Here is a 22,704-nt window from a genome sequence, read left to right on the forward strand (position 1 = left end):
ATGAGAAATAAGCAAAATCAGCGTCATTTTGCGGAAAAACTATGAGAAATGCCATTCCGGAAAAGTATTTCTCATAGCCTATCCGCTTGATTGTCTTGATTTTGTATGAAATCTATGAGAATATGAGAAATGAAAATAAGAAATACGCGTTAGAGGCGTCAATTTTCCACCAACCACTTCTCAATATTTCTCGTTTCAGTACTAAAGTTTATACCAATCTTAAAAAGTTTTCGTGAATCCGTTTCAAATGGTCGGGCATAGTGTTTGTCATTGATCTGTTGCAGAGCTTCTTCCGCTGTTCCATTCAATTTAAATTCCATGATGTAGATGAACTTGTCGGTCTGTAATATCATATCCACACGCCCTTCACTCGTATGATATTCCGCTTTCACATAAAAACCTAACAACTTATATACAATATAAAGTACATTCTGATAATGCAACTCCAATTCACGTGCAAGTTCGTATGGAATATCGGAAAAGAAACTTTGTAGACGACGGAAAAAAGATTCGTAATCACCGGCACGTACCTCACGAACAAAATTCCGAATCTCAAAAGGAGCTTCCACTTTATCCACATTCGCGTAATAAGGGAGCAGAAAACGAACAAAACCTTCCTCCACCTCACGATTGGGAAAACCTAAACGATAAATATCAAACTCCTCATTATACCCTTTAATAGTAAGGTACCCGCTTTGGTATATTACCGGAATAGGATTGGTAGACTCTGAATCGATACTGTTAAGCACCTGAGTGTCGGTTTCTTCATGAGCCATCCGGTGCAAATCATAATTATGTTTCTTCAGCAACTCCACCAAATAGGTAGGAGTACCCGTTTCAAACCAGTAGCTTTTAAACTCATTCCTATCAAAAGCCAAAAGCAGACTGAAGGGGTTGTACATTCCTTTGGAATTGTGCGTGAAATGATAACCATCATACATTTCTTTCAATCGGGCACAGACCTCTTCATACGTCATTCCCCGCGCATCTGCAAATTCATGGAGCTCAGCACCTAGGTTATCATATAATTCCTGTTCGCTCACGCCACAAATATCCACATACTTATTCCACATTGAAATGTCATTCAGGTTATTCAAATCACTGAACACGCTAACCTTACCGAACTTGGTAACTCCCGTCAACATAGCAAACTTAATACAGCCGTCCTGACTTTTCAATGCACCATAGAAAGCTTTCAATATATTACGGAAACTCTTTTGCAAGGCATCATTACCAATGGCCTGCAACATCGGCTTGTCATACTCATCCACAAGAATAGCCACACGCTGTCCTTCCTGTCGGCAGGCACGTTTAATAATCCCTTCAAAACGCATCGCTAAGGATCTCTCTGAGGGCTCCGCACCATATATCTTCTCCCATTCCACCAATGCCCCGTTGAGCTTGTTCTCCAAACTTTCCGGAGTATCGTATTTTTCCGTATTAAGATCAAGATGTAAAACGGGATATTTTACCCAATCTTTTTCCAGTTTCTCCATAGCCAGCCCTTCAAAGAGCTCCCGCTTTCCTTGAAAGTAGGCTTCCAGCGTAGAAATGAGCAGACTTTTGCCAAAACGGCGCGGACGACTCAGAAAATAATAGCGCCCAGTTTTTACTAACTGATAAACCATTGCCGTTTTATCAATATAAAAATAGCCATCATTACGAAGACTTTCAAAGTTTTGCACACCAATAGGGTAAATCTTGCTGCTCATATTTCATTGGATTTAGTTTACATAACACAAATATATACAGAAATATCTATATTGTAGCAATTTATACAGGGAAAGAATTATAAAATTAAGATATAACACATGGACTTTGAATATATCAATACAAGAAACCAACAACCCAAATCGGCAACTTACACCTGTAAGGTGTTTCTATTCCATCAGCTAAAATATAGGAATCAGGCACATCCGCTATCTGGTCATACGTTTTACCTTCACCGCCAACTCCCAAAGTATATTTCCCATTAACTCTATATACCTTATCTCCTTGCTCCAGGTCGGATATTTATGCACCTCATCCAAGAAAAGATGCTTCCCACCATTTTTCACGAATACATCCACCAACTCCAACAAAGTATGATTGGAGAAATAAACAGAATCTAGCGTACAATAGAGCACTTCCCTACTATAAATCTCATAATGCTGCTTCATATACTGCAGCATTAAAGTAGTCTTTCCCACACCTCGTGGCCCTTTAATAGCAATCAACTGGGCATCCCAATTGATCTGATACATCAATGTCCTTATTATCCCAGTCGATGTCAGCGACAACAAACGGTCTTGTTTAGCAAAAAGAGTTTCCATAAATTCTTATATCTTAGTACTTTCAAAGACAAAGACAATCATTTGCTGTTTGCAAACAGCATTTTTAATCACTTTTTGCTGTTTGCGAACAGCAATCAAGCTCCCAAACTCTGCACACCGATAGGGTAAATCTATTTTCTATAAAAGAAATAAACTGATTCCTATTTAGGGATTAGTTTAGTTACTTCAAATAAAGTATTTATTGCGCAACAACAAATACTTCTTATTTTTCATTTTGATCATTTTTAACAGATTCTTAACAAAAAAAATAATAGATTTGTAAGATATAATCAAGATATCAATATGCATCATTATTGCTAACAGAAATAAAAAATGAGAAGAAAGTTAATTCGCAAATACCAAGCATTCAATCAGGACTTCCAAAGGTCTAAAGAACTATTTCTTAAATGGTTTATTCCCGAAATTAAAAAAAGATTTTTGGGAGTAAAAAGAATAAACTATAAAGACATCCCTATCATTATTAACAACTACAACCGTTTGGAAATGCTAACAAAGTTAATCCATGGTTTAGAAAATAAAGGATACCACAATCTATATATCATCGATAACCAATCAACATATCCCCCACTATTAGAATACTATACAAAAATACCATACCCTGTATATATGCTAAATAAAAATGTCGGGCATCTGGCATTATGGAAGACCGGCATATTCAAGCAGTTCAAAGATTCTTATTATGCATACACCGATTCGGATCTGGAAATCCTTCCTGATTGTCCTGACGATTTTATTGAGAAATTCATTTTATTACTACAAAAATATCCAAAAGCGTTAAAGGTTGGATTTTCAATATGCATAAACGATTTACCTGACCATTATAAATTAAAAGAGAAAGTTATAGAATGGGAAAGTATTTTCTGGAAAGAAGAGATAGAACCTAATATTTTCAAAGCATTAATAGATACGACCTTTGCCGTATATAAGCCCTATTTTGTCGGAGAGCCTATTGACCCAGATTGTTTCTGTATTCGAACCGGATTTCCTTATTCCGTGAGACACTTACCTTGGTATATTAACAACGACAACATGTCCAAAGAGGAGCTATATTATTTGGAACATATTAAAACATTGACTCACTGGTCCAAACAAAATAAAGTTAAAACAGATTAGACTTACGATTTATTGCGTATCTTTAATACCATGAATTGTAACAAGCATAAAGATAAGCCCAAGAGTTTCCGTGCATTGTCTGAAATATATTATTCTGCGTCTGGACCTTGAGATTATAATTATCAAAAACGAGTGTTGGTTAAAAGCCAAATCTTTCATTGATAATATATTCACAATGTTGTGCTACTCTACCTAATCTAAGAACCTAAAAAAGAAAAATTCTACAGTTTATTTTGCAATCAGCAACATGCCAGTACAGTTTTCCATCACAAAAGTCTGCAAATACAATATTTAAACAAACTTAGTGTGTATATTTGCAAAACTTAATTGATAGCAATAAAAATGAAGAAATTAGCAATTATCATACCAGCTTATAAACCACGTTTTTTGCGAGAAACACTTGATTCCATCGCTAAACAAAACAACCACGACTTTACCGTATACATAGGTGATGATGCAAGTCCCTACCAATTAGAGACCATAGTAGATCAATACAAAAACAAATTTGACATCATATATCATCGTTTTGAACAAAATATGGGTAAGAAAGACCTACCCGGCCATTGGGAACGATGTATATTATTGTCAGAAGAAGAATTTATATGGCTTTTTTCAGATGACGACTTAATGCCCTTTGACGGAGTAGCACGTGTAATTCAAGCTTTACAAAAACATTCTGGTGGAAAATATATATTCCGTTTCCCTTTAGAAGTAGTTGACGAGTATGGTAAACTTAAGTATAAAAATCCTCCTTTTAAAACCGATTTAATTTCTGGATATGAATTCTTATTAGATAAATTATCTGGAAAAATTAGTTCTGCTGCCTGTGAGTATGTATTTAGTCGAACAGTATGGGAACAAACAGGAGGATTTATAAAATTCCCTCTGGCTTGGTGCACCGATGATGCAACATGGGCTAAATTTGCAGAATTTACAGGAGGAATAATTTCTTTACCTGGCAATCCCGTCAGTTGGAGAAATGCCGAAGGAGAAAATATATCAAACTCCACTCATTTCAATAAAGAGAAGATTAGTGCAACAATACTTTTCATTGAATGGATCGGCATAAACTATCATTCTCATCTTAACGAAAAGAAATTCAAAAAAGCAATCAAATGTTATATACATAAATTCTTACATCATTCATTAAAGAATGATTTTAGTGTACATGACCTTTTACATTTATGCAATGCTCTAAGAAAACTCACACCAAATGTATCTTTGCAAGTTTTAATTCATCATATTTGGAAAAAAATAATATCAAAAAAATGAAAATACTATTTATCATTCCGTATATACCATTCCCCCTGAATTCAGGAGGAAATCAAGCTTTCTTCAATATGGTAGATTACCTCCGCCATAAAATGGATGTATCTATTTTGCTACAAGTGCAATACGCTTCAGAAGCATACGACATAAGCAAATTAAAAGAAATATGGGATAACGTAACTTTTTTTGTATTTACAAAAAAAGATGATAAGCAACCTAAAGTACACCATCCATTCTACTACAAATGGCTCATTAAGACAAAACAATCTATAGAACGAAAAATAAGACGTCAAATTATTCCTGAAAACATTGTTTTTACGCCCGGTTTTATACGTCAAGAATCTACACTATCAACCTCTATATTCAAAGAATTAGATGTAGATTATATAAAGTATGTCACAGAAGTTGCTACATACGGCTTTGACATCATTCAAGTTGAGTTTTATAAATTAATCTCCTTAGGATACTTACTTCCCTCCAATACACAAACAATTTTTGTACATCATGAAATTAGATATATTCGAAATGAAAATGAAATGCAACTGTTTCCAAGAATCACTAAGAGCGACCAATTTATATATCATATCGCAAAAGACTTTGAACGGTTTGCCTTACAACATTACAAGCACATAATTACTTTAACCGAGATTGACCGACAAATTCTAACTAAGTTTTTAGGGCAAAATAATCGCATTTACACTTCTCCTGCAGTAATACAAACAGATATGGATACACCGCCTCAATTCATACCTTGTACAAGCAACAGATTGACATTTGTAGGAAGTGAAACCCATTATCCAAATCTAGATGCTCTCATTTGGTTCTGCAAGGAAATTGCACCATACTTACGTAAACAAAATTTTACTTTCACTTTACAGGTAGTAGGTAAATGGAAAACCCACATAAAGGAGCTTCAACATAGTTGTCCAGAAATGGAAGCAGTTGGGTATATAAAAGACTTACCATCCTTTCTTAAAGGAAGTATTGCGCTCGTTCCCATTCGTATAGGTAGTGGGATGAGAATGAAAATCTTAGAAGCTGTTTCGGCAGATATTCCATTTATAACCACTACAAAAGGAGTTGAAGGAATTGACCTTCTCGATAAAGAAGAATATTTAAAAGCTGATAGTGCTACAGAGTTTGCAGATGCTATTATTACTCTCTCTCAAAATACTGAGTTACAAGAGAAACTAGTAAAGCAAGCTAAAAGTAAAATGAAAGATATATACAATCCTTCAAACATGCTCGAACAAAGATTCGACATCTACAAACAGATATTAAACGAGCCTAACAAATAAATCAATCGCTAATTTCACTATATCAACTTTTATTAAATGAAGCCATTTATCTCTATTATCATCCCGGTCTATAACGTAGCACCTTTTATAAAAAGTTGCTTGCACTCGGTTCTCAATCAAACATATAAAAATATAGAAATTATTATTATCAACGACAAGACAACAGACGAAAGCATATCTATTATAAAAGATGTACTACAAAAAGAAGCGCCATCATTTCCAATCAAGATAATAGAACATGCCGAGAATAAAGGTTTGTCTTCCGCACGTAATACAGGAATCAAAAACAGCAGGGGAGAGTATCTATATTTCTTGGACAGTGACGATGAAATTTCCACGGACTGTATTGAAACTTTATCTAACAGAGCCAAGATATCATGTGCTGATATAGTAATCGGCGATTATATAGTACAAGGTTCTTCAGACTTTTTTCCTCCTCTTGAACTTGGGACATCTATCATTAAAGGGAACTCAAAAATAATTCAAGCATATATGCAAGAAAAGTTTTATGTGATGGCATGGAACAAATTAGTTAGAAAAGAGTTTATTGTTAAAAACAATCTATACTTCAAAAATAATTTAATACACGAAGACTGTCTCTGGAGTTTTCAATGCGCATGTAAAGCTGAAATAATAGACATAATAAAACAAACAACCTATATTTACAAAATTCAAAAAAAATCAATAACATCTACCCTCACATTTGAAAAAGACTTTCAAATGTACAAAATCATATTAACAGAAATCACAAATTACGCCAACAGTCTCCATCTTTTAAACAATAAAGATGTATTTTCTTTTATCGAAGAAGAAAAACTTCGCTTATTACGTAAGTGTATATACGCAGAACACACTGATTATATACCCACACTATACACGCTAATTCGTTTATTACCTCATGCAAAGCATTATAAAATTCTTTATTGGGAGCTTTTCAACGTACGAAATTTAATTCGTGATGCACATTATTTCTTTTCTCCCCGCCTCGCAGAGAGTTACTATAAAAGTGTACCAGAGATGCAAAACAAATACTCTTCCAAAAAACGTAAGGCTATAGGATTCTATAAGCACCTTATAAAATTACTAATATGCGATATCCGAAACAAATGACACCAAAAATATAAATCAAGCAAATAAGGGCATTTAAAATATAAATCATTTGCTATCATAACAGCAAGCGACTATACTCTTCAATTATTTCAATAAAGATGACAAGCTAGCACAATAATTATCGATAGAAAACTGCTGTGCCTTTTTCAAAGACATTTTCTTTAACGAATTGAGCAGCTCTCGATCATTTGCTAAGATCATAATATTCTTTATAAAATCATCGGGAGAAGAACAGAAACATGCGTTGGTCTCATCGCAATAGTCACGTATAGATCCAACATCACTAACCACCATCGCCAATCCAGTCGCCATCGAAGTACAAATTACATTACTTCCAATAGTATCCTTCATTACATTTAATGAAATATCAGAATCATTCATATAATGCTTTAATTCCGCCTCAGGAACATATCCCACCAATGTTGCATTCTTAAAACCTGAAAACAAATAATCAATTTTCTCCCGCCCTTTGCATATATAAAAACGAATTTGCGGAAGTTTTGAAACAATATAAGCGATCTGCTCAAAGTCACGTGCCAAGGCACCCATTACTATTACCTTAACATCATCATCTCTGTTACAAAGATTTGCAGAAGGAGTATAATAATTATTATCGACATAATGAAAGGAAGTATAAACATTCTCTATTCCCAAACTATTCAGATAGCATGTCAAACTACTTCCTAATGTTACAATTTCTGTAACAAATCGTGAACTCTTCTTTATTTGTGCTTTCGAATATTGCCCTTCCAATTTCTCCGGAACAAGATGCACCATAGCATATATAGGTGCTTTAGGACATATAAAGCGTATTATTTTTGCAAATAATATTTGATACGAATCTCTATGTAAATATTCAGTAAGAATAAATTTATCTCCTGATTTATATGCCATTGCTAATTTAAGTGCTGTCAAAAACACAGAGATTTTCTTCCCCCTTTTTCCCTTATCCAAAAAACGTCCACCCATATTGAAAGTATACATTTTATACAATTCAGGATTGCTTCTTTGAATATATTCATAAAGATACCTCATTCCTGTATGATTGCCAGATGTTGAAGCCCAATCATAACAAATAACATATATCATAATTATCAAATTTTAAATTAAATAACAATAGTCTTAAACAATAGAGGAATTGCCGAATTCACACTAATATCATTATTTAGACAAACATAATATTTTGAACAAAGGTAATGAAAATAATTCAAAGTTTTATTCTAATGAAACTATTCTTTTCTATATAGCAAGCTCGGGATAAGAAATCAATAAAAAACGAAATAACTTTCACCATTACAAATATTAAAGTAACTTTGTAATCAACTAATATTATTGTGTTATAATGATTAAAGAAAAGTATGTGCTTAATAACTCTTTCAATGCCTATTTATAATGTAGAAAAATACATTGAACGCGCCTTGTTATCTGCATTAAATCAAACCTATCAAGACTTAGAAATTTTGATAGTAGACGATTTAGGACATGATAACAGCATGAATATAGTCCACCAACTTAAAAGCACACATCCTAGAGGTAACTGCATCCGTATAATTACACATAAAAAAAATCTCGGTTTGGGAGGAACGAGAAACACAGCAATTGAATCCGCTCAAGGAAAATATCTATACTTTATGGATAGCGACGACGCTATTGTCCCTGATTGCATTGAAACTTTATATAATATTATTTCACAAGAGAAAGTAGACTTTGTAGCAGCTGGAATCAATCAAATTGATGAGAATGAGAATTCACTCAAAATCACTAATTACCCTAATATAACACGAAAGGGTAAATTATGTATGGCTCAATACTTTTATGAGGAAAAAAATGATATATGGGTAACTACATGGAATAAATTATACAATCTTTCTTTTCTAAAAGAATTTCATATTCATTTTTTGGAACACGTGTACCACGAAGACATAGTAATGCATGCCATGCTCGCTTTAAATACCAGGTCATTTAGCCTAACCAACCGAACAACTTATCTTTATAATTGTAAGAGAGAAGACTCTATTACAAATATAGGACAAGGCTACACCTTAAAGCATCTAAATGATCTTACCATAGTTTTTAGTGAAATCAGGAGATTGATACAAGCAGACAACAACCTTAGCAAACATCTTCAAAAAGCAATAAACTTATATTATTTATTTGAAATTTATCATCGATACCTACCAGCAATGTACTCGAACATAAAAAGGAGTGACTTAATAAAAGGATTAGCAAGGCTCTCCCAAAACTGCATCCCTCCTATTTTAGAAACCCGACTAACATTCAAATCTATAAAACGTTTTTTATTCCTAAAGCTTCCTTTTAGCATTCAGTATCGAATTAAAAGTCATAAATATAAAAAAAAGAAAAAGTTAGACAAGAAAAAAATTATCAACAAGTAGTATACTATAAAAGCTCCTTTGGAAATACTATTTTCATTTACAAAATTTGCAATCTTATATCTCTTAAAAATACAAGGAAACATTTTTTATTTTTAGCTATTTACAAGAGAAGTATCACCACAATGATATTTTACATGCAAGAAGATGCAATATGGCCTTTCAGAAAGAAAATTTATACAAGCCAATGGTTATAATGAATAGGTGACTTGCCAAGAGCACAAAGATAACGAACCTATATGTAGACTTATTAATTCCAGAACGAAAAAAATCAAACAATTTAATACAACTACCTTGAAAAAAGCCTTTAACGCTTGTCACAACCAAATAAAATATATATATTTGTAAAATTTTAGTGCAAGCCCCCTTAACTATTTAACTAACTTAGTAATAATTATATGAATAAACCAATGGCGAGCAACATAAGCACATCGCTGATTATATCCACCTATAATAGAAGCGACGCATTAGAATTATGCGTTAAAAGCGTGCTACGTCAATCTCTCCTTCCTGATGAAATTATCATTGCTGATGATGGTTCTAAAGAAGACACAAGAGAGCTAATTCATCAATTGGCAGCTTCTTCCGAAGTCCCCATTATTCATGTTTGGCATGAGGATTTAGGCTTCAGACTGGCCTCTATCCGCAACAAAGCTATTGCGAAAGCATCTAAAGAATATATTATACAAATTGACGGAGATATCGTCTTACACAAAGATTTCGTCAAAGATCATGTCTGCTTCGCCAAGAAAGGAAGCTTTGTAACCGGAAGCCGCGTTTTAATCGGTGAGGTATTGACTAACCAAATGTTAGCTGAAAAAAAATGCATTGTATCAATCCGCAACAAAGGAACGAAGAATACGATCAACGGCATTCACCTACCAGCTTTGGCTCCATTATTACAGTACTACCGTCAATGGGACATAACCTATTCCAGAGGATGCAACATGGCTTTTTGGAGAGAAGACCTATTAAAAGTTAATGGGTATAATGAAACCATCACCGGATGGGGAAGTGAAGACCATGAATTAGTATGTCGACTTATGAACAGCGGAATACATAAACGTACTATTAAATTTGCGGGCATTGCATTCCATCTACATCATAAATTATCCAAAACTGATAATCTACATAACAACAAAAAAATTTTAAACGAAACCAGAAAAAAGAGACTTGTTTGGTGTGAAAATGGAATAAGCAAAAAGAAGCAATGAAGATAGGGTTTGATGGGAAACGCGCAGTACAGAATTTCACCGGCTTAGGCAACTACAGCCGTTATGTCGCAGATATACTATGCCGTTACTATCCCAATAATGATTATATCTTATATACTCCTAGAAAACAGGAAAACAAAAGACTGGATGTGCTAATCAAACAACACAATCAGTTACATCTGTGTTTTCCAACTATAACTTTTTGGAAGAGATTTAATGCACTATGGCGCATATGGGGAATCACCCAACAATTACAAAAAGAGAAAATCGATATATTCCATGGACTGAGTAACGAGCTGCCATTAAACATTCACAAAAGTCCTATAAAAAGCATTGTTACTGTTCATGACCTAATATTCCTTAGATTTCCAAAGTACTACAATTTCATTGACAGGGAAATATACAAATATAAATTCAAGAAGGCCTGCGAGAATTCGGAACAGATTATCGCTATAAGCGAATGCACCAAACGAGACATCATACAATATTTCAATATACCACCTAACAAAATAGAAGTCGTTTATCAGGGTTGCGACACTTCTTTTACTCTTCCTGTAAACGAAGAAAAGAAAAGGGATATTCGGGAAAAATATCGATTGCCCGAACATTATATACTTAACGTCGGAAGCATCGAAGAAAGAAAAAACATTCTTTTGGCTGTACAGGCAATAACTATGCTTCCCAAACATATCCATATCGTAATTATAGGAAAGAGAACCAAATATACAAAGAAAATTGAAGAGTTTGCAAGTGAACATGGGATTGATGATAGGGTACATATTTTAAGCGATGTCCCCTTTAATGATCTACCGGCTTTTTACCAATCAGCAGAGATATTTGTATATCCCTCACGATTTGAAGGTTTCGGCATCCCTATCATAGAAGCACTAAACTCAGGAGTTCCTGTTGTTGCCGCCACTGGTTCATGTCTGGAAGAAGCAGGAGGCCCTGATTCTATTTATGTAGATCCCGACGACAGCAAAGAACTTGCTAACGCCTTCAAACATATTTATTCCAATTCGGAGAAACGAAAAGAGATGATTGAGAAAGGGGTTGTTTATGCCAAACGATTCTCTGAAAGAAAACAAGCGGAAAAAATCATTAATATCTACAAGCAGCTTTTAAAATAGCACGTGCTATAACTTTAAAAACGTTTATAGCTGATAATCAGGAGCAAGTAAATTACAATAATCGTATTTATACAAATATTTATGATATATCCGGCTTTCCTCTTTCAATAGAAGGGAGGAAATGTGGCGCTCCCAATAAAACAATCTTCGTGTTGCGCGATAAAGACGGAATAAAACTACATGTGAAACAATACGTTTTGATTCATCCCTTTTAGCTGCCCGACGATAGATATAGTTAGTAAAGAACTGATCGCTATAATGAAGTGCCAACTTCACCGTTTCTTCACGATTCCATTCACGCAATGCAGCATATTCTCTCATTATATAGGACAATACTTCTCGGGAAATACATAACCGACACATATTCCGGCATACCGTATCACAATCAATCTCAGGAAGTAATTGCATGCGATTCACATCAACTAAAGAGAAAGTATATTCCCCATTGCTACCTTGATGGATAAGTATATTCCCCGGTGAATAATCCAAATGAAGAATGCCAGCCTGATGTAACAAAACAGTATAGTGTGCAAAAGCAGAAAGCTTATCTTCGTTGCCCTTAACCTCTCCATCCATCAGATCACGTACTGTTTTGCCGGCATCATAACCACAGATGTAATAGCTTTCAGACAAGAGACCACGATGGAATTTTTCAATCATTGCAATCGGTTCCGGCACATCGAAGCCATGCTCCTGCACAGCCATTGAATATATAAAAGACCGTTCAGCCTTTGAGCGACGAAAGAAAGAGTAGACTATACGGTTTATTATATGAGGTTTCTTAAAACTCTTTACCACTATATCAACCCCATGTAAATCGATACGTTTCAATACGTTACGGTCATTGTAAACAATATCGCCCTTATCTCCAAAGGAGTCAGGGATACATTCTATTTCTTTCCGTAAGTTTTCATATTTAGGGTTGACGATAACTCTCATTACACTCTTTTTATAATACTAATTACAAAGATTGAGCAAAGATAAAGAAATTAGAGCACATTCTTACTATATTTTTCTCTTTTATCACAAAGTTTTGTTAACCCCTCCTTTTTGCATTTATCTCTTCTGTGTTAACTGTACTAGTTTTCCTGTTTCTTTTCAAGCAGATTTAAATTTAAATCTTTTTTTTTGCTATGTTTGCATAGTAAAAAAACATCAAGACATGTAAGAATGAAACCAATCAGAAAAATATTAGTCATTCGGTTCAGGCAAATAGGAGACTCTATATTAGCTATCGCATTGTGTAGCACTCTTAAAAGAAGCTTTCCTACCGCAGAAGTACATTTTGTAGTTAACAAAAACATCGCCCCACTCTATGAGGGGCATCCTGACATTGACAAAATCTTTACGTTTGACAAAAATGAGAATAAGCCATTTCATGTCTATATAAAAAAAGTATGGCAAGTTGTACATCAAAATCAATATGATGTTATTATCGACATGCGCTCTACCATCCGCACCCTTCTTTTTTCTTTATTTTCTCTACATACTCCCTTTCGGATCGGGCGAATAAAAGGATACACACGATTTTTATTAAATTATCCTATAGATACTTATAACAAGAGTCTGAATATTGATATGGTACAACGAGATTTACTACTTGCCACACCATTAGAAACAATTGCTCCCATTACATATACCAAGGATTTCAAATTATATATCACAGATACAGAAAAAGAAGAATTTCGGGAATATATGATTAATAAAGGGATTGATTTCAGCCGCCCTATTTTCTTGATTGGAGTAACCACAAAGCTTGCGTATAAAAAGTGGAATCAAAAGTTTATGTTGGATATACTGCGAAGAATACTAAAAGAGCATAATGATATTCAAATGATATTCAATTATGCACCAGGACATGAAGAAGAAGATGCCAAAAACATATACAATGCATTAGGATGCCCTGATAATATAAAAATAAACATTCAAGCTTCTTCATTACGCCAATTAGCGGCACTTGCGGCTAACAGTACTTTCTATTTTGGAAATGAAGGCGGAGCCCGACATATAATCCAAGCCTTAGGCATCCCGTCTTTTTCTATTTTCTCTCCAAGTGCTTCCAAGTCAATGTGGTTGCCAAACAACTCAACTTTTGCAGAAGGAATAAGTGCCGATGATATCTTACCACAACAAAAGCAAGCTGAAATGACTTATGAGCAGTGCTTCGATTCAATTACTCCGGAAGAAGTATATAAGAGGCTAAATCCTATAATATTGAAACTAAAAAAGAACCAATTATAAAAAGACTATAATATGAACGCTTCCGCCACCAATCTGGCATTTCTACTGCCAACAACATATCTCTGATTATTAAACATATAGCAGTCCTTACCATGAAGAATACATTCGAACAGGTGCTTCTGGTAATCCTGAGGATCTATGCCATTAAGCTTGCAACTTTCTATCAGAGAGAAGATGAATGCCGAGTTTTCTGCCGCATCCTCACTGCCTATGTTCATACAGTTCTTGAGCAACAGCTTTACCGGTTTCATCCTTTGTTCACAGAGGTTGTTCGATATTTCCGCTGCACCGTCCTTGAGGATATTTCTCAGGGACTTCCACTGGTTTAACGTATAATTGACAGCCTTTCTCATCAGTTCGTTAGCCAATTTGCTCGGATGTACGACCGAAACGGTGTTTCCTGCTGTCCTCAAGCTGAAGCCTGAGATTGGATATCTCGTTTGCCAGCATCCGGTTCACCTCGTCTTTTGCTTCAAGCTGCTTTCTCATAAGCTCCATTTCTTTTCGATAGTTCTCGACTGTTACGGATAATTCATTGACAGTATTAACCAGAGCCTTGGAGTTCTCCTTATTGGATTCTTCAATAGCCTTAAGCCTCGCAATCAGTTCGTTTACCTGTTTGCGAAGCCCTGCCTTTTCCTCATTCGCCAGCCCCAACTGGCAGCAAAGTAACTCGTATGCCCTTTCATCAATCATGATATAAAGGTACGAAAAATCAGGCAGTTACGCAAGTTTTTTATCGGCTATTTTTACATTATTACATTGGGTATCAACTTCTTATTATTCATCTTTAGGGTTTACATACATCCTGTCGACTACGATGCTTTCCACAGATCCACATTACCGTTGAACAGGTAATAGTTCAGGTTGGCACTCAGTCCCAGCATGTCATCCTATCATTTTGTTGAGCAGTAGGCACAGGTCAAGTACTGTGGTGTTTCTCAGGAAAAGGGTAGCACCGGATACCAGTTGCAGCTTCACCCATCTTATCGGAGCTTCACCTTCGGGCTGTTTCACTTCCATTTTCACGGTTGGACTGTTGCAGGGCTTGCCGGTTATCTGCACCTTGGCTGCCTTGGGCTGTTCCACCTGGACCGTCTTCCCCAACTTTTCGCTCCACAGCTGGTGACGCTGCCAGTTCATGAACTTATCGTAATTCACTCCATAATCCGCACAGAACTCGCGAAGGTCCTTGGTAACGCTACATAACTGGTAGAGGTCATGTACCTCCTGGTAGTTTACTTTTTCTTTTGCCATAATCATTGTTGTTAATTGGTTATGACCCAAAGATATGCTAGGTTGCGATGTGTGTCAAGGCGGAAAATAGAATGGTTACGATACTAGTGATAATTTATATCTTATACAATAGTTATTATTCGTTTATGACTGACTGTGGAGAATAATCATTTCTACACATCTCATATGAAAGTTTAAACCAAATGAGGACACATGGCAATGCTTTCAGTGCATAAGGCACAACATATTGCTTTCGAATAAATGAAGGGAAAAGATCTGACGGAGACATACTAGTCAAAATAAATGCAAACACCATCAATGCAATATCCCATTTAGAGCGTTTCCAAGGTGCAACTATATACCATATAGCTACACCAACAAAAGGAATAATATATGTACTGGATTCACTGCCTGTACTAAAAAGTACTACAAACATCATAACCGATGCCAACAATGTAAAACGGAAAGCTTTATATTTAAATTGTTTGAATCGAAGATAAGGCAAACCCAAAATAAATAATCCCGGAATAATTATTAAAAGATCGGAATAGGACGTACATTGTGAAATCTTACGAACCATGCCAAGCAAAGAAATATTCTGACTATATGCAAAAGCATTATCAGCATTCTTGCTTATCAGACTCTCCCACCACTCCCAGTATTGGGAAATGATATAATCCGGACTACTTATGACCATTGGGGCTATAAACATAACTATAGCCCAAACGAACAAATAGAAAATAAATTTTCCTTTATGCTTTGAGAAAAAGAAAAATGCTAACCCGACCACTCCATATAGTTTCACAAAGGTTCCAAACATAATCCAAAAAGCTGCCCATATATCTTTCTCTTTTTCTATACAATAGAATGTTACCAAAATAATGGCAGCAATAGCAATATTAAATTGAGACATAAAAAGAGCGGTCAACAACTCGTGGGCACAGAACCAATAAATAAATATAAGTTTCTTATCAGAAAGAGGTAACTTACGTATAGAATAAAACAAAGCCAAAGCTAGTGCTATTTCCCATAATAATAATCCAAAATATTCTGGAAATATAGCAAAAGGCGCAATCACTAAACTAAAAAATGGCCCGTAATGATTGGTATCATAATATTGTTCATAACTTGTATATAAAGATGTATGATCAATAGTATGCCAAAATACATATCTGAATATCAGAAAATTATTATAACTCTTGAACTTCGTTAAAGTAGCTATCACAGGAAGTAGCATCCATAAAGCAAACAATGTACGATAATCTGTCAAAAAAGGTTTCTGTAAAAAAACGAGAAAAGATTGATAGAGTTTTCTCATAGCAATTATTCTATTCCTTTTAGTAATTTATATTATCTTATCATTTTCTATCTACATACCAATGCCGAATCAATCAACATTCAGTACTTAATTTATAATTCCCTCAATCTTTGCGACAACCTGCTTTGGATCAATCTTCCACAAACATGCATAATCTCCTCTCCAGCAAGACTTCTGTCCATATACAGAACAGGGACGGCATTTTAAATCAAGTTGCACCGTATTGACAGGAAGTTGCTTCCATCCCATAAATCCTGCATAAGGATGAGTAGCCCCCCAAATAGAAACAACCGGAATATTGACCAAGGAGGCCAGATGCATATTGGCAGAATCCATCGACAACATCACATCCAAATGACTCATCAGATTCAATTCGGTACGCATATTCAACTTACCTATCATGGAAACCACCGTAGGATATTTAGCAATCCATGTGTCAAACACCTCCTGTTCGCTTTTACCACCTCCAAAAAGGAAAACTTTCACTTTAGGATTAGCCGCAAAATGTGCTATAACTTGCTCCTGTAACTCTAACGGATAAATCTTACCTATGTGTTTGGCAAATGGGGCTATACCAATCCATTTCTGATCTTCCTTAGGTCCTGTGACAGCCTCTATCTCCGCGAAGTTGCCTTTCCCTTCGCCATAAATAGAAGAGAAATTTAATAAAACCGGTAAACCTAACTTCTCAAGCACATCGGCATAACGGCGAAAAGAGCTCTTCTGATTCTCCATCACCTTATCGTGACGACGAATCAGTTTCTTTTTACCGGTCCTTCCTTTACAAATGGAAGCTACTGGTTTATTGGCAAGACGGAATCGCAGGCATAAATATTTGGAACGAAGCACATGATGAAAATCTGCTATGTAATCAAAATGCATCGCTTTCAACTCCGAATAGAGGCTATTCAAGCCCCAAAATCCCTTGTGTTTGCCTGTTAAATCAGCTCCGACAAAACCCACATTCGCAGGCAGCCCCTGAAAAAGCGGCTGCCATACAGCACGACTTAACACTGTTATTTCGTGCTGTGGGTATTGTACAGCCAACGAATGTATGACTGGTATTGTCATGGCTACATCGCCAAGAGCTGAAAAACGAATAATGAGAATACGCGCCATTCGTTATTTTTTAGCATAAAGCACCGGATTTAACGCCGGGTCGTTATACATCTTCATCTGTTTATATACTTTCATATACTTTCTACCAGCTTCAATATCAGCCAATAACTGATCGATAGCAGAAGAAAGGTCTTTCTGCTGCTCCAACAGAATATTCAGTTTAACTTGACACTGTGTACGATGTTCCTCGGTAGTATCCGTACGTTCCACTTCCTGCTGCATGTGGTAAATTTTCAATGCAAGAATCGACAAACGGTCAATAGCCCACGCAGGACTTTCTGTATTGATCGTTGCGTCAGAAAGAGGTTTTACTTCTTTGTATTTGTCTAAGAAGTAGCTATCAATTAATTCCACCAAGTCTGTACGATCCTGATTGGACTTATCAATTCTTCTTTTCAAAGTCAATGCTTCTACCGGATCAATCTGCGGGTCACGGATAATATCCTCAAAATGCCATTGCACAGCATCAATCCAGTTCTTTAGATATAAATAATACTCAATAGTTTTCAACTCGTAAGGATTGTTCATCGGAGCATCTACACTATCCGTTACATGGTAATCTGTTGTCGATTTCCAAAAAATCTCGTTGCAAAGGTTACTAAATGTCATAATCTTAACTAGCTTATAGATATATACTAGGGCAAATCTATGTAATATTTTTCAGACAAGCAACCGTTTCTTACTTTTTTATTTGTTACCTTTGTGGGTATTAAAGATGAATTGTATATGAAAATTATTATAGATAATAAAATACCTTATATAAAAGAGGCGCTTCAGAGAATAGCCGACGAGGTAATCTATGCTCCGGGAAAGGATTTCACGCCAGAACTGGTACGGAACGCAGATGCGCTGATTGTCCGCACCCGCACGCATTGCAACCGGGAATTACTAGAGGATAGCCGGGTAAAGTTTATAGCCACAGCAACCATTGGTTTCGACCATATCGATACGGAGTATTGCAAGCGGGCAGGCATCGAATGGACGAATGCCCCGGGATGCAACTCGGCTTCTGTCGCCCAATATATACAATCATCATTTCTTGTATGGAAGTCTGTCAGGAATAAAAGACTGGATGAACTGACGATCGGGATTATAGGCGTAGGTAATGTAGGAAGCAAGGTGGCTAAAGTGGCACAAAACTTTGGCATGCGCGTCCTATTGAATGACTTACCGCGAGAAGAAAAAGAAGGAAAAGGAAATTTCTCTTCTTTGGATAAAATAGCGAAAGAATGTGACATCATCACTTTTCACGTACCTTTATATAAGGAAGGGAAATATAAAACGTTCCATTTGGCAGATGAGAACTTCTTTCGTTCGCTAAAACGAAAACCTCTCATCATTAATACTTCCCGGGGAGAAGTTATCGAAACGAATGCCCTTTTAAATGCTTTGAACAGTCAGGCTATTTCGGACGCCATTATTGATGTATGGGAACACGAACCTGAAATCAATCGAGAACTGCTGGAGAAAGTTATTATCGGCACTCCCCATATCGCCGGTTACTCTGCTGACGGAAAGGCTAATGCTACACGTATGTCACTAGACGCTATTTGCAACTTCTTCCAAATAGATGGAGATTACGAAATCAAAGCGCCGGCACCCGCTTTTCCTATTATTCAAGCAAAAAGTCACGAAGACGCCATCCTCCAAATATATAATCCCGTCGAAGACAGCAAGCGATTGAAAGCCCACCCGGAACTGTTTGAGACTTTGCGTGGAGATTATCCGTTAAGAAGAGAGGAAAAAGCATATACTATTAAGTATAAGGAATAAGCAGCACCTTATTTTCCTCTTACCTTATCTTTATTTCTCATTCAACAGTTTTTCTATGACCAAAGGAAAGTGTTCATATTCCAATGCATGCACTTTCTTAGCAACATCATCAGGAGAATCTGTCGGAAGTACGGGACAAGTTACCTGAAATATTGTGTCCCCTTCATCATAATGCTCATTAATATAATGTATAGTGATACCGCTCTCTTTTTCACCAGCGGTTACCACTGCCTGATGAACACGGTCGCCATACATTCCCTTTCCACCATACTTAGGCAGAAGAGCCGGATGTATATTTATAATTTTATAAGGATAAGCATGCAAAAGCAGATCGGGCACACGAAACAGAAAGCCTGCCAGCACGATAAAATCAATGCGAGCCTCCTGCAAAACAGCCAGAATTTCGTCTCCGGCTATCCAATCTTCCTTTGGGAACACGTTACAGGGCACTCTCAGGCGATGCGCACGTTCTAAAACATAGGCATCACTTTTATTAGAAAGCACCAACGAAACCTGAGCGGAACCGCTCTTCTGGAAATACCGGATAATATTCTCGGCATTAGATCCGGAACCGGAAGCAAAAATTGCGATGTTTTTCTTCATAACTCTCGATTTCAATGCACAAAACAGTGAAAAATGTGCAAAACACTGCATTTATTTAGTCAAATATTTGCGCAAAACGATAAATATTCATTCCTTTGCACCGCAAATTTAAAGAAATAAAACTAATTATTAATTAAAAACTTAAAGTTATGTCTGAAATTGCATCAAGAGTAAAAGCTATTATCGTTGATAAATTAGGCGTTGAAGAATCAGAAGTTACAACCGAAGCAAGCTTCACTAACGACCTGGGAGCAGATTCTCTTGACACTGTAGAACTTATCATGGAATTCGAAAAAGAATTCGGTATCTCTATTCCTGATGACCAAGCAGAAAAGATTGGTACTGTAGGTGATGCTGTATCTTATATCGAAGAACACGCTAAGTAATTCGATTTCATCAATATGGAATTAAAAAGAGTGGTAGTAACAGGTCTTGGCGCCATTACTCCCGTTGGCAACAGCGTTCCCGAATTTTGGGAAAACCTTGTGAACGGGGTTAGTGGAGCAGGGCCTATTACTCATTTTGATGCGTCGCAATTCAAGACCCAATTCGCATGCGAAGTGAAAAACTTCGAGGCAACAAAATACATCGACCGCAAGGAAGCAAGAAAGATGGACCTATACACTCAGTATGCCATCGCCGTTGCCAAAGAAGCGGTAGAAGACTCCGGTCTTGACGTCGAGAAAGAAGACTTGAACAAAATCGGTGTTATTTTCGGCGCCGGTATTGGTGGTATACATACATTTGAAGAAGAGGTAGGTAATTACTACACTCGTCAGGAAATGGGTCCGAAGTTTAATCCGTTCTTCATTCCAAAGATGATCTCGGATATTGCAGCCGGACAGATTTCTATTATGTATGGTTTCCATGGTCCTAACTATGCGACTTGTTCAGCATGTGCTACTTCAACCAACGCTATTGCAGATGCTTTCAACCTGATTCGTCTGGGTAAAGCAAACGTAATTGTATCCGGTGGTTCGGAAGCAGCTATCTTCCCGGCAGGTGTGGGCGGTTTCAACGCTATGCACGCACTGTCAACACGCAACGACGAAGCTTCCAAAGCTTCACGTCCGTTTAGCGCAAGCCGTGATGGTTTCATTATGGGCGAAGGTGGCGGTTGCCTGATCTTGGAAGAACTGGAACACGCTAAAGCTCGCGGTGCAAAAATCTATGCAGAAATTGCCGGTGTAGGTATGTCTGCAGATGCACATCACCTGACAGCTTCTCATCCGGAAGGCCTGGGAGCGAAATTGGTGATGAGAAATGCACTGGAAGATGCGGAAATGGATCCGAAAGAAGTAGATTATATCAATGTACACGGTACATCTACTCCGGTTGGTGACATTTCAGAAGCAAAAGCAATCAAGGAAGTATTCGGTGATCATGCGTTCGAGTTGAACATCAGTTCAACAAAATCAATGACAGGTCACTTGCTGGGAGCTGCCGGTGCGGTAGAATCCATTGCAAGTATCCTTGCCATCAAGAACGGCATTGTTCCTCCGACTATCAACCATGAAGAAGGTGACAACGACGAGAACATTGACTATAACCTTAACTTCACGTTCAACAAAGCACAGAAACGCGAAGTTAATGTTGCCCTGTCCAATACATTCGGATTCGGCGGTCACAACGCCTGCGTCATCTTCAAGAAATACGCTGAGTAATATCGTGTTACGTAACCAAATAGATAAGATAAGGCTCTTGTTCCGCAAGGACAGAGAGTCTTATCTTTGTTTTTACCGGATACTCGGGTTCTACCCACGTAATATCCGGCTTTACGAGCAGGCCCTTCTACACAAATCAACTTCTGTCCGCTCGGAAAAAGGACGTCCTTTGAATAATGAGCGACTGGAATTTCTCGGTGACGCCATCCTTGACGCCATCGTGGGAGATATTGTATACAAGCGTTTTGAAGGAAAACGGGAAGGTTTTCTGACAAATACCCGTTCCAAGATTGTACAACGGGAGACTCTGAACAAGTTGGCTGTCGAGATTGGTTTGGATAAACTCATAAAGTATTCTACCCGCTCTTCTTCTCACAACAGTTATATGTACGGAAATGCTTTTGAAGCATTTATCGGAGCCATTTATCTGGATCAGGGGTATGAACGTTGCAAACAGTTTATGGAGCAACGAATCATCAACCGGTATATCGACCTGGATAAAATATCCCGTAAGGAGGTTAACTTCAAATCCAAGTTAATCGAATGGAGCCAGAAAAGTAAGATGGAAGTTTCTTTTGAGTTGATAGAACAATTCCTTGATAAAGACAGCAATCCAGTATTCCAGACAGAAGTACGCATTGAAGGACTTCCTGCCGGGACAGGTACCGGATATTCAAAAAAAGAGTCTCAGCAGAATGCCGCCCAGATGGCTATCAAGAAAGTGAAAGACCCGGTATTCATTACGACCATTAACGAGTCAAAAACATCACAATCGGTAATGACAGATGAATCTGAAGCCGAAACGGATACAGACTCCGAGCTGGAACTTGAAAACACATCAAAAGAGAGCCTGCCTGCCGACAGCGAAACAGCTATGGCATAATCATTTA

At 36.8% G+C, this 22,704-nt stretch carries 20 protein-coding genes and 3 pseudogenes; 12 read left to right on the forward strand and 11 right to left on the reverse strand.

Annotated features, from left to right (window positions below; genetic code table 11):
* Positions 1-158: 158 nt before the first annotated feature.
* A complete protein-coding gene (locus tag NSB03_RS00150) occupies positions 159-1,712 on the reverse strand; it encodes a PD-(D/E)XK nuclease domain-containing ATP-binding protein (RefSeq protein ID WP_257466119.1) in 1,554 nt (517 codons plus the stop codon).
* Positions 1,713-1,979: 267 nt separating this feature from the next.
* Positions 1,980-2,312: pseudogene (locus NSB03_RS00155) on the reverse strand (ATP-binding protein); the annotation flags it as partial.
* Positions 2,313-2,645: 333 nt separating this feature from the next.
* On the opposite strand from NSB03_RS00155, the gene NSB03_RS00160 reads away from it, so the two are divergent.
* From NSB03_RS00160 to NSB03_RS00175, 4 genes are all read left to right on the forward strand, one after another.
* Entirely contained in the window at positions 2,646-3,446 is an 801-nt protein-coding gene (locus NSB03_RS00160; RefSeq protein ID WP_024986029.1) for a glycosyltransferase, read from the forward strand.
* Between the two features lie 342 nt (positions 3,447-3,788).
* Positions 3,789-4,718: a glycosyltransferase family 2 protein gene (locus NSB03_RS00165; RefSeq protein ID WP_024986030.1), complete on the forward strand. Its 930-nt coding sequence runs from the start codon at positions 3,789-3,791 to the stop codon at positions 4,716-4,718.
* A complete protein-coding gene (locus tag NSB03_RS00170) occupies positions 4,715-6,013 on the forward strand; it encodes a glycosyltransferase (protein ID WP_024986031.1) in 1,299 nt (432 codons plus the stop codon). Before NSB03_RS00165 ends, NSB03_RS00170 begins: the two co-directional genes overlap by 4 nt.
* 36 nt (positions 6,014-6,049) lie before the next feature.
* Positions 6,050-7,123 (forward strand): glycosyltransferase family 2 protein, encoded by a 1,074-nt coding sequence (locus NSB03_RS00175; RefSeq protein WP_024986032.1) that lies wholly within the window; start codon positions 6,050-6,052, stop codon positions 7,121-7,123.
* An 84-nt stretch (positions 7,124-7,207) separates the two neighbouring features.
* Here NSB03_RS00175 and NSB03_RS00180 read toward each other — a convergent pair whose 3' ends face one another.
* Positions 7,208-8,212: a glycosyltransferase gene (locus NSB03_RS00180; protein ID WP_242358894.1), complete on the reverse strand. Its 1,005-nt coding sequence runs from the start codon at positions 8,210-8,212 to the stop codon at positions 7,208-7,210.
* Positions 8,213-8,502: 290 nt separating this feature from the next.
* Here NSB03_RS00180 and NSB03_RS00185 point away from each other — a divergent pair, with 290 nt between their 5' ends.
* The 3 genes from NSB03_RS00185 to NSB03_RS00195 all read left to right on the forward strand — a co-directional run bounded on the left by NSB03_RS00185 (position 8,503) and on the right by NSB03_RS00195 (position 11,860).
* Positions 8,503-9,519: a glycosyltransferase family 2 protein gene (locus NSB03_RS00185; RefSeq protein WP_024986033.1), complete on the forward strand. Its 1,017-nt coding sequence runs from the start codon at positions 8,503-8,505 to the stop codon at positions 9,517-9,519.
* A gap of 395 nt (positions 9,520-9,914) precedes the next feature.
* The gene (locus NSB03_RS00190; protein WP_024986034.1) at positions 9,915-10,730 is read left to right on the forward strand and encodes a glycosyltransferase family 2 protein; all 816 of its coding nucleotides are present in this window, start codon (positions 9,915-9,917) and stop codon (positions 10,728-10,730) included.
* Complete coding sequence (locus NSB03_RS00195) at positions 10,727-11,860, forward strand: glycosyltransferase family 4 protein (protein ID WP_024986035.1); 1,134 nt, start codon at positions 10,727-10,729, stop codon at positions 11,858-11,860. The genes NSB03_RS00190 and NSB03_RS00195 overlap by 4 nt, the downstream gene beginning before the upstream one ends.
* 24 nt (positions 11,861-11,884) lie before the next feature.
* On the opposite strand, the gene NSB03_RS00200 is transcribed toward NSB03_RS00195, so the two are convergent.
* Positions 11,885-12,799, reverse strand: a complete 915-nt coding sequence (locus tag NSB03_RS00200) for a BUD32 family EKC/KEOPS complex subunit (protein ID WP_024986036.1) — start codon at positions 12,797-12,799, stop codon at positions 11,885-11,887.
* A gap of 231 nt (positions 12,800-13,030) precedes the next feature.
* Between NSB03_RS00200 and NSB03_RS00205 the strand changes: the two genes are divergently transcribed.
* Positions 13,031-14,101 (forward strand): glycosyltransferase family 9 protein, encoded by a 1,071-nt coding sequence (locus NSB03_RS00205; RefSeq protein WP_024986037.1) that lies wholly within the window; start codon positions 13,031-13,033, stop codon positions 14,099-14,101.
* Between the two features lie 5 nt (positions 14,102-14,106).
* On the opposite strand, the pseudogene NSB03_RS00210 reads toward NSB03_RS00205, so the two are convergent.
* The 6 genes and pseudogenes from NSB03_RS00210 to NSB03_RS00235 all read right to left on the reverse strand — a co-directional run bounded on the left by NSB03_RS00210 (position 14,107) and on the right by NSB03_RS00235 (position 18,383).
* Positions 14,107-14,797, reverse strand: a pseudogene (locus NSB03_RS00210) (IS66 family transposase).
* Between the two features lie 128 nt (positions 14,798-14,925).
* Positions 14,926-14,988 (reverse strand): annotated as a pseudogene (locus NSB03_RS00215) (IS66 family insertion sequence element accessory protein TnpB); the annotation flags it as partial.
* A 1-nt stretch (position 14,989) separates the two neighbouring features.
* Complete coding sequence (locus tag NSB03_RS00220) at positions 14,990-15,358, reverse strand: hypothetical protein (RefSeq protein WP_024986040.1); 369 nt, start codon at positions 15,356-15,358, stop codon at positions 14,990-14,992.
* Between the two features lie 115 nt (positions 15,359-15,473).
* Complete coding sequence (locus NSB03_RS00225) at positions 15,474-16,655, reverse strand: glycosyltransferase family 87 protein (RefSeq protein WP_135036335.1); 1,182 nt, start codon at positions 16,653-16,655, stop codon at positions 15,474-15,476.
* A gap of 87 nt (positions 16,656-16,742) precedes the next feature.
* The gene (locus NSB03_RS00230; protein WP_121765640.1) at positions 16,743-17,774 is read right to left on the reverse strand and encodes a glycosyltransferase family 9 protein; all 1,032 of its coding nucleotides are present in this window, start codon (positions 17,772-17,774) and stop codon (positions 16,743-16,745) included.
* Positions 17,775-17,777: 3 nt separating this feature from the next.
* A complete protein-coding gene (locus NSB03_RS00235; protein WP_024986041.1) occupies positions 17,778-18,383 on the reverse strand; it encodes a DUF4254 domain-containing protein in 606 nt (201 codons plus the stop codon).
* A 117-nt stretch (positions 18,384-18,500) separates the two neighbouring features.
* On the opposite strand from NSB03_RS00235, the gene pdxB reads away from it, so the two are divergent.
* Positions 18,501-19,547: a 4-phosphoerythronate dehydrogenase PdxB gene (gene pdxB, locus NSB03_RS00240; protein WP_024986042.1), complete on the forward strand. Its 1,047-nt coding sequence runs from the start codon at positions 18,501-18,503 to the stop codon at positions 19,545-19,547.
* A gap of 30 nt (positions 19,548-19,577) precedes the next feature.
* Here pdxB and purN read toward each other — a convergent pair whose 3' ends face one another.
* Positions 19,578-20,201 (reverse strand): phosphoribosylglycinamide formyltransferase, encoded by a 624-nt coding sequence (gene purN / locus NSB03_RS00245; RefSeq protein WP_128824185.1) that lies wholly within the window; start codon positions 20,199-20,201, stop codon positions 19,578-19,580.
* Positions 20,202-20,299: 98 nt separating this feature from the next.
* Here purN and NSB03_RS00250 point away from each other — a divergent pair, with 98 nt between their 5' ends.
* The 3 genes from NSB03_RS00250 to rnc are packed head-to-tail and all read left to right on the forward strand — an operon-like array spanning position 20,300 to position 22,697.
* The gene (locus NSB03_RS00250) at positions 20,300-20,536 is read left to right on the forward strand and encodes an acyl carrier protein (RefSeq protein WP_002558672.1); all 237 of its coding nucleotides are present in this window, start codon (positions 20,300-20,302) and stop codon (positions 20,534-20,536) included.
* A gap of 15 nt (positions 20,537-20,551) precedes the next feature.
* Positions 20,552-21,814, forward strand: coding sequence for a beta-ketoacyl-ACP synthase II (gene fabF, locus NSB03_RS00255; protein ID WP_024986044.1), 1,263 nt, complete (start codon positions 20,552-20,554; stop codon positions 21,812-21,814).
* Positions 21,741-22,697 carry a ribonuclease III gene (rnc, locus tag NSB03_RS00260; RefSeq protein WP_306816277.1) on the forward strand — a complete coding sequence of 319 codons (957 nt, stop codon included), beginning with the start codon at positions 21,741-21,743 and terminating at the stop codon, positions 22,695-22,697. The genes fabF and rnc overlap by 74 nt, the downstream gene beginning before the upstream one ends.
* Positions 22,698-22,704 lie beyond the last annotated feature (7 nt).

Origin of the sequence: Bacteroides acidifaciens (assembly GCF_024623065.1) — a bacterium.
GTDB lineage: Bacteria > Bacteroidota > Bacteroidia > Bacteroidales > Bacteroidaceae > Bacteroides > Bacteroides acidifaciens.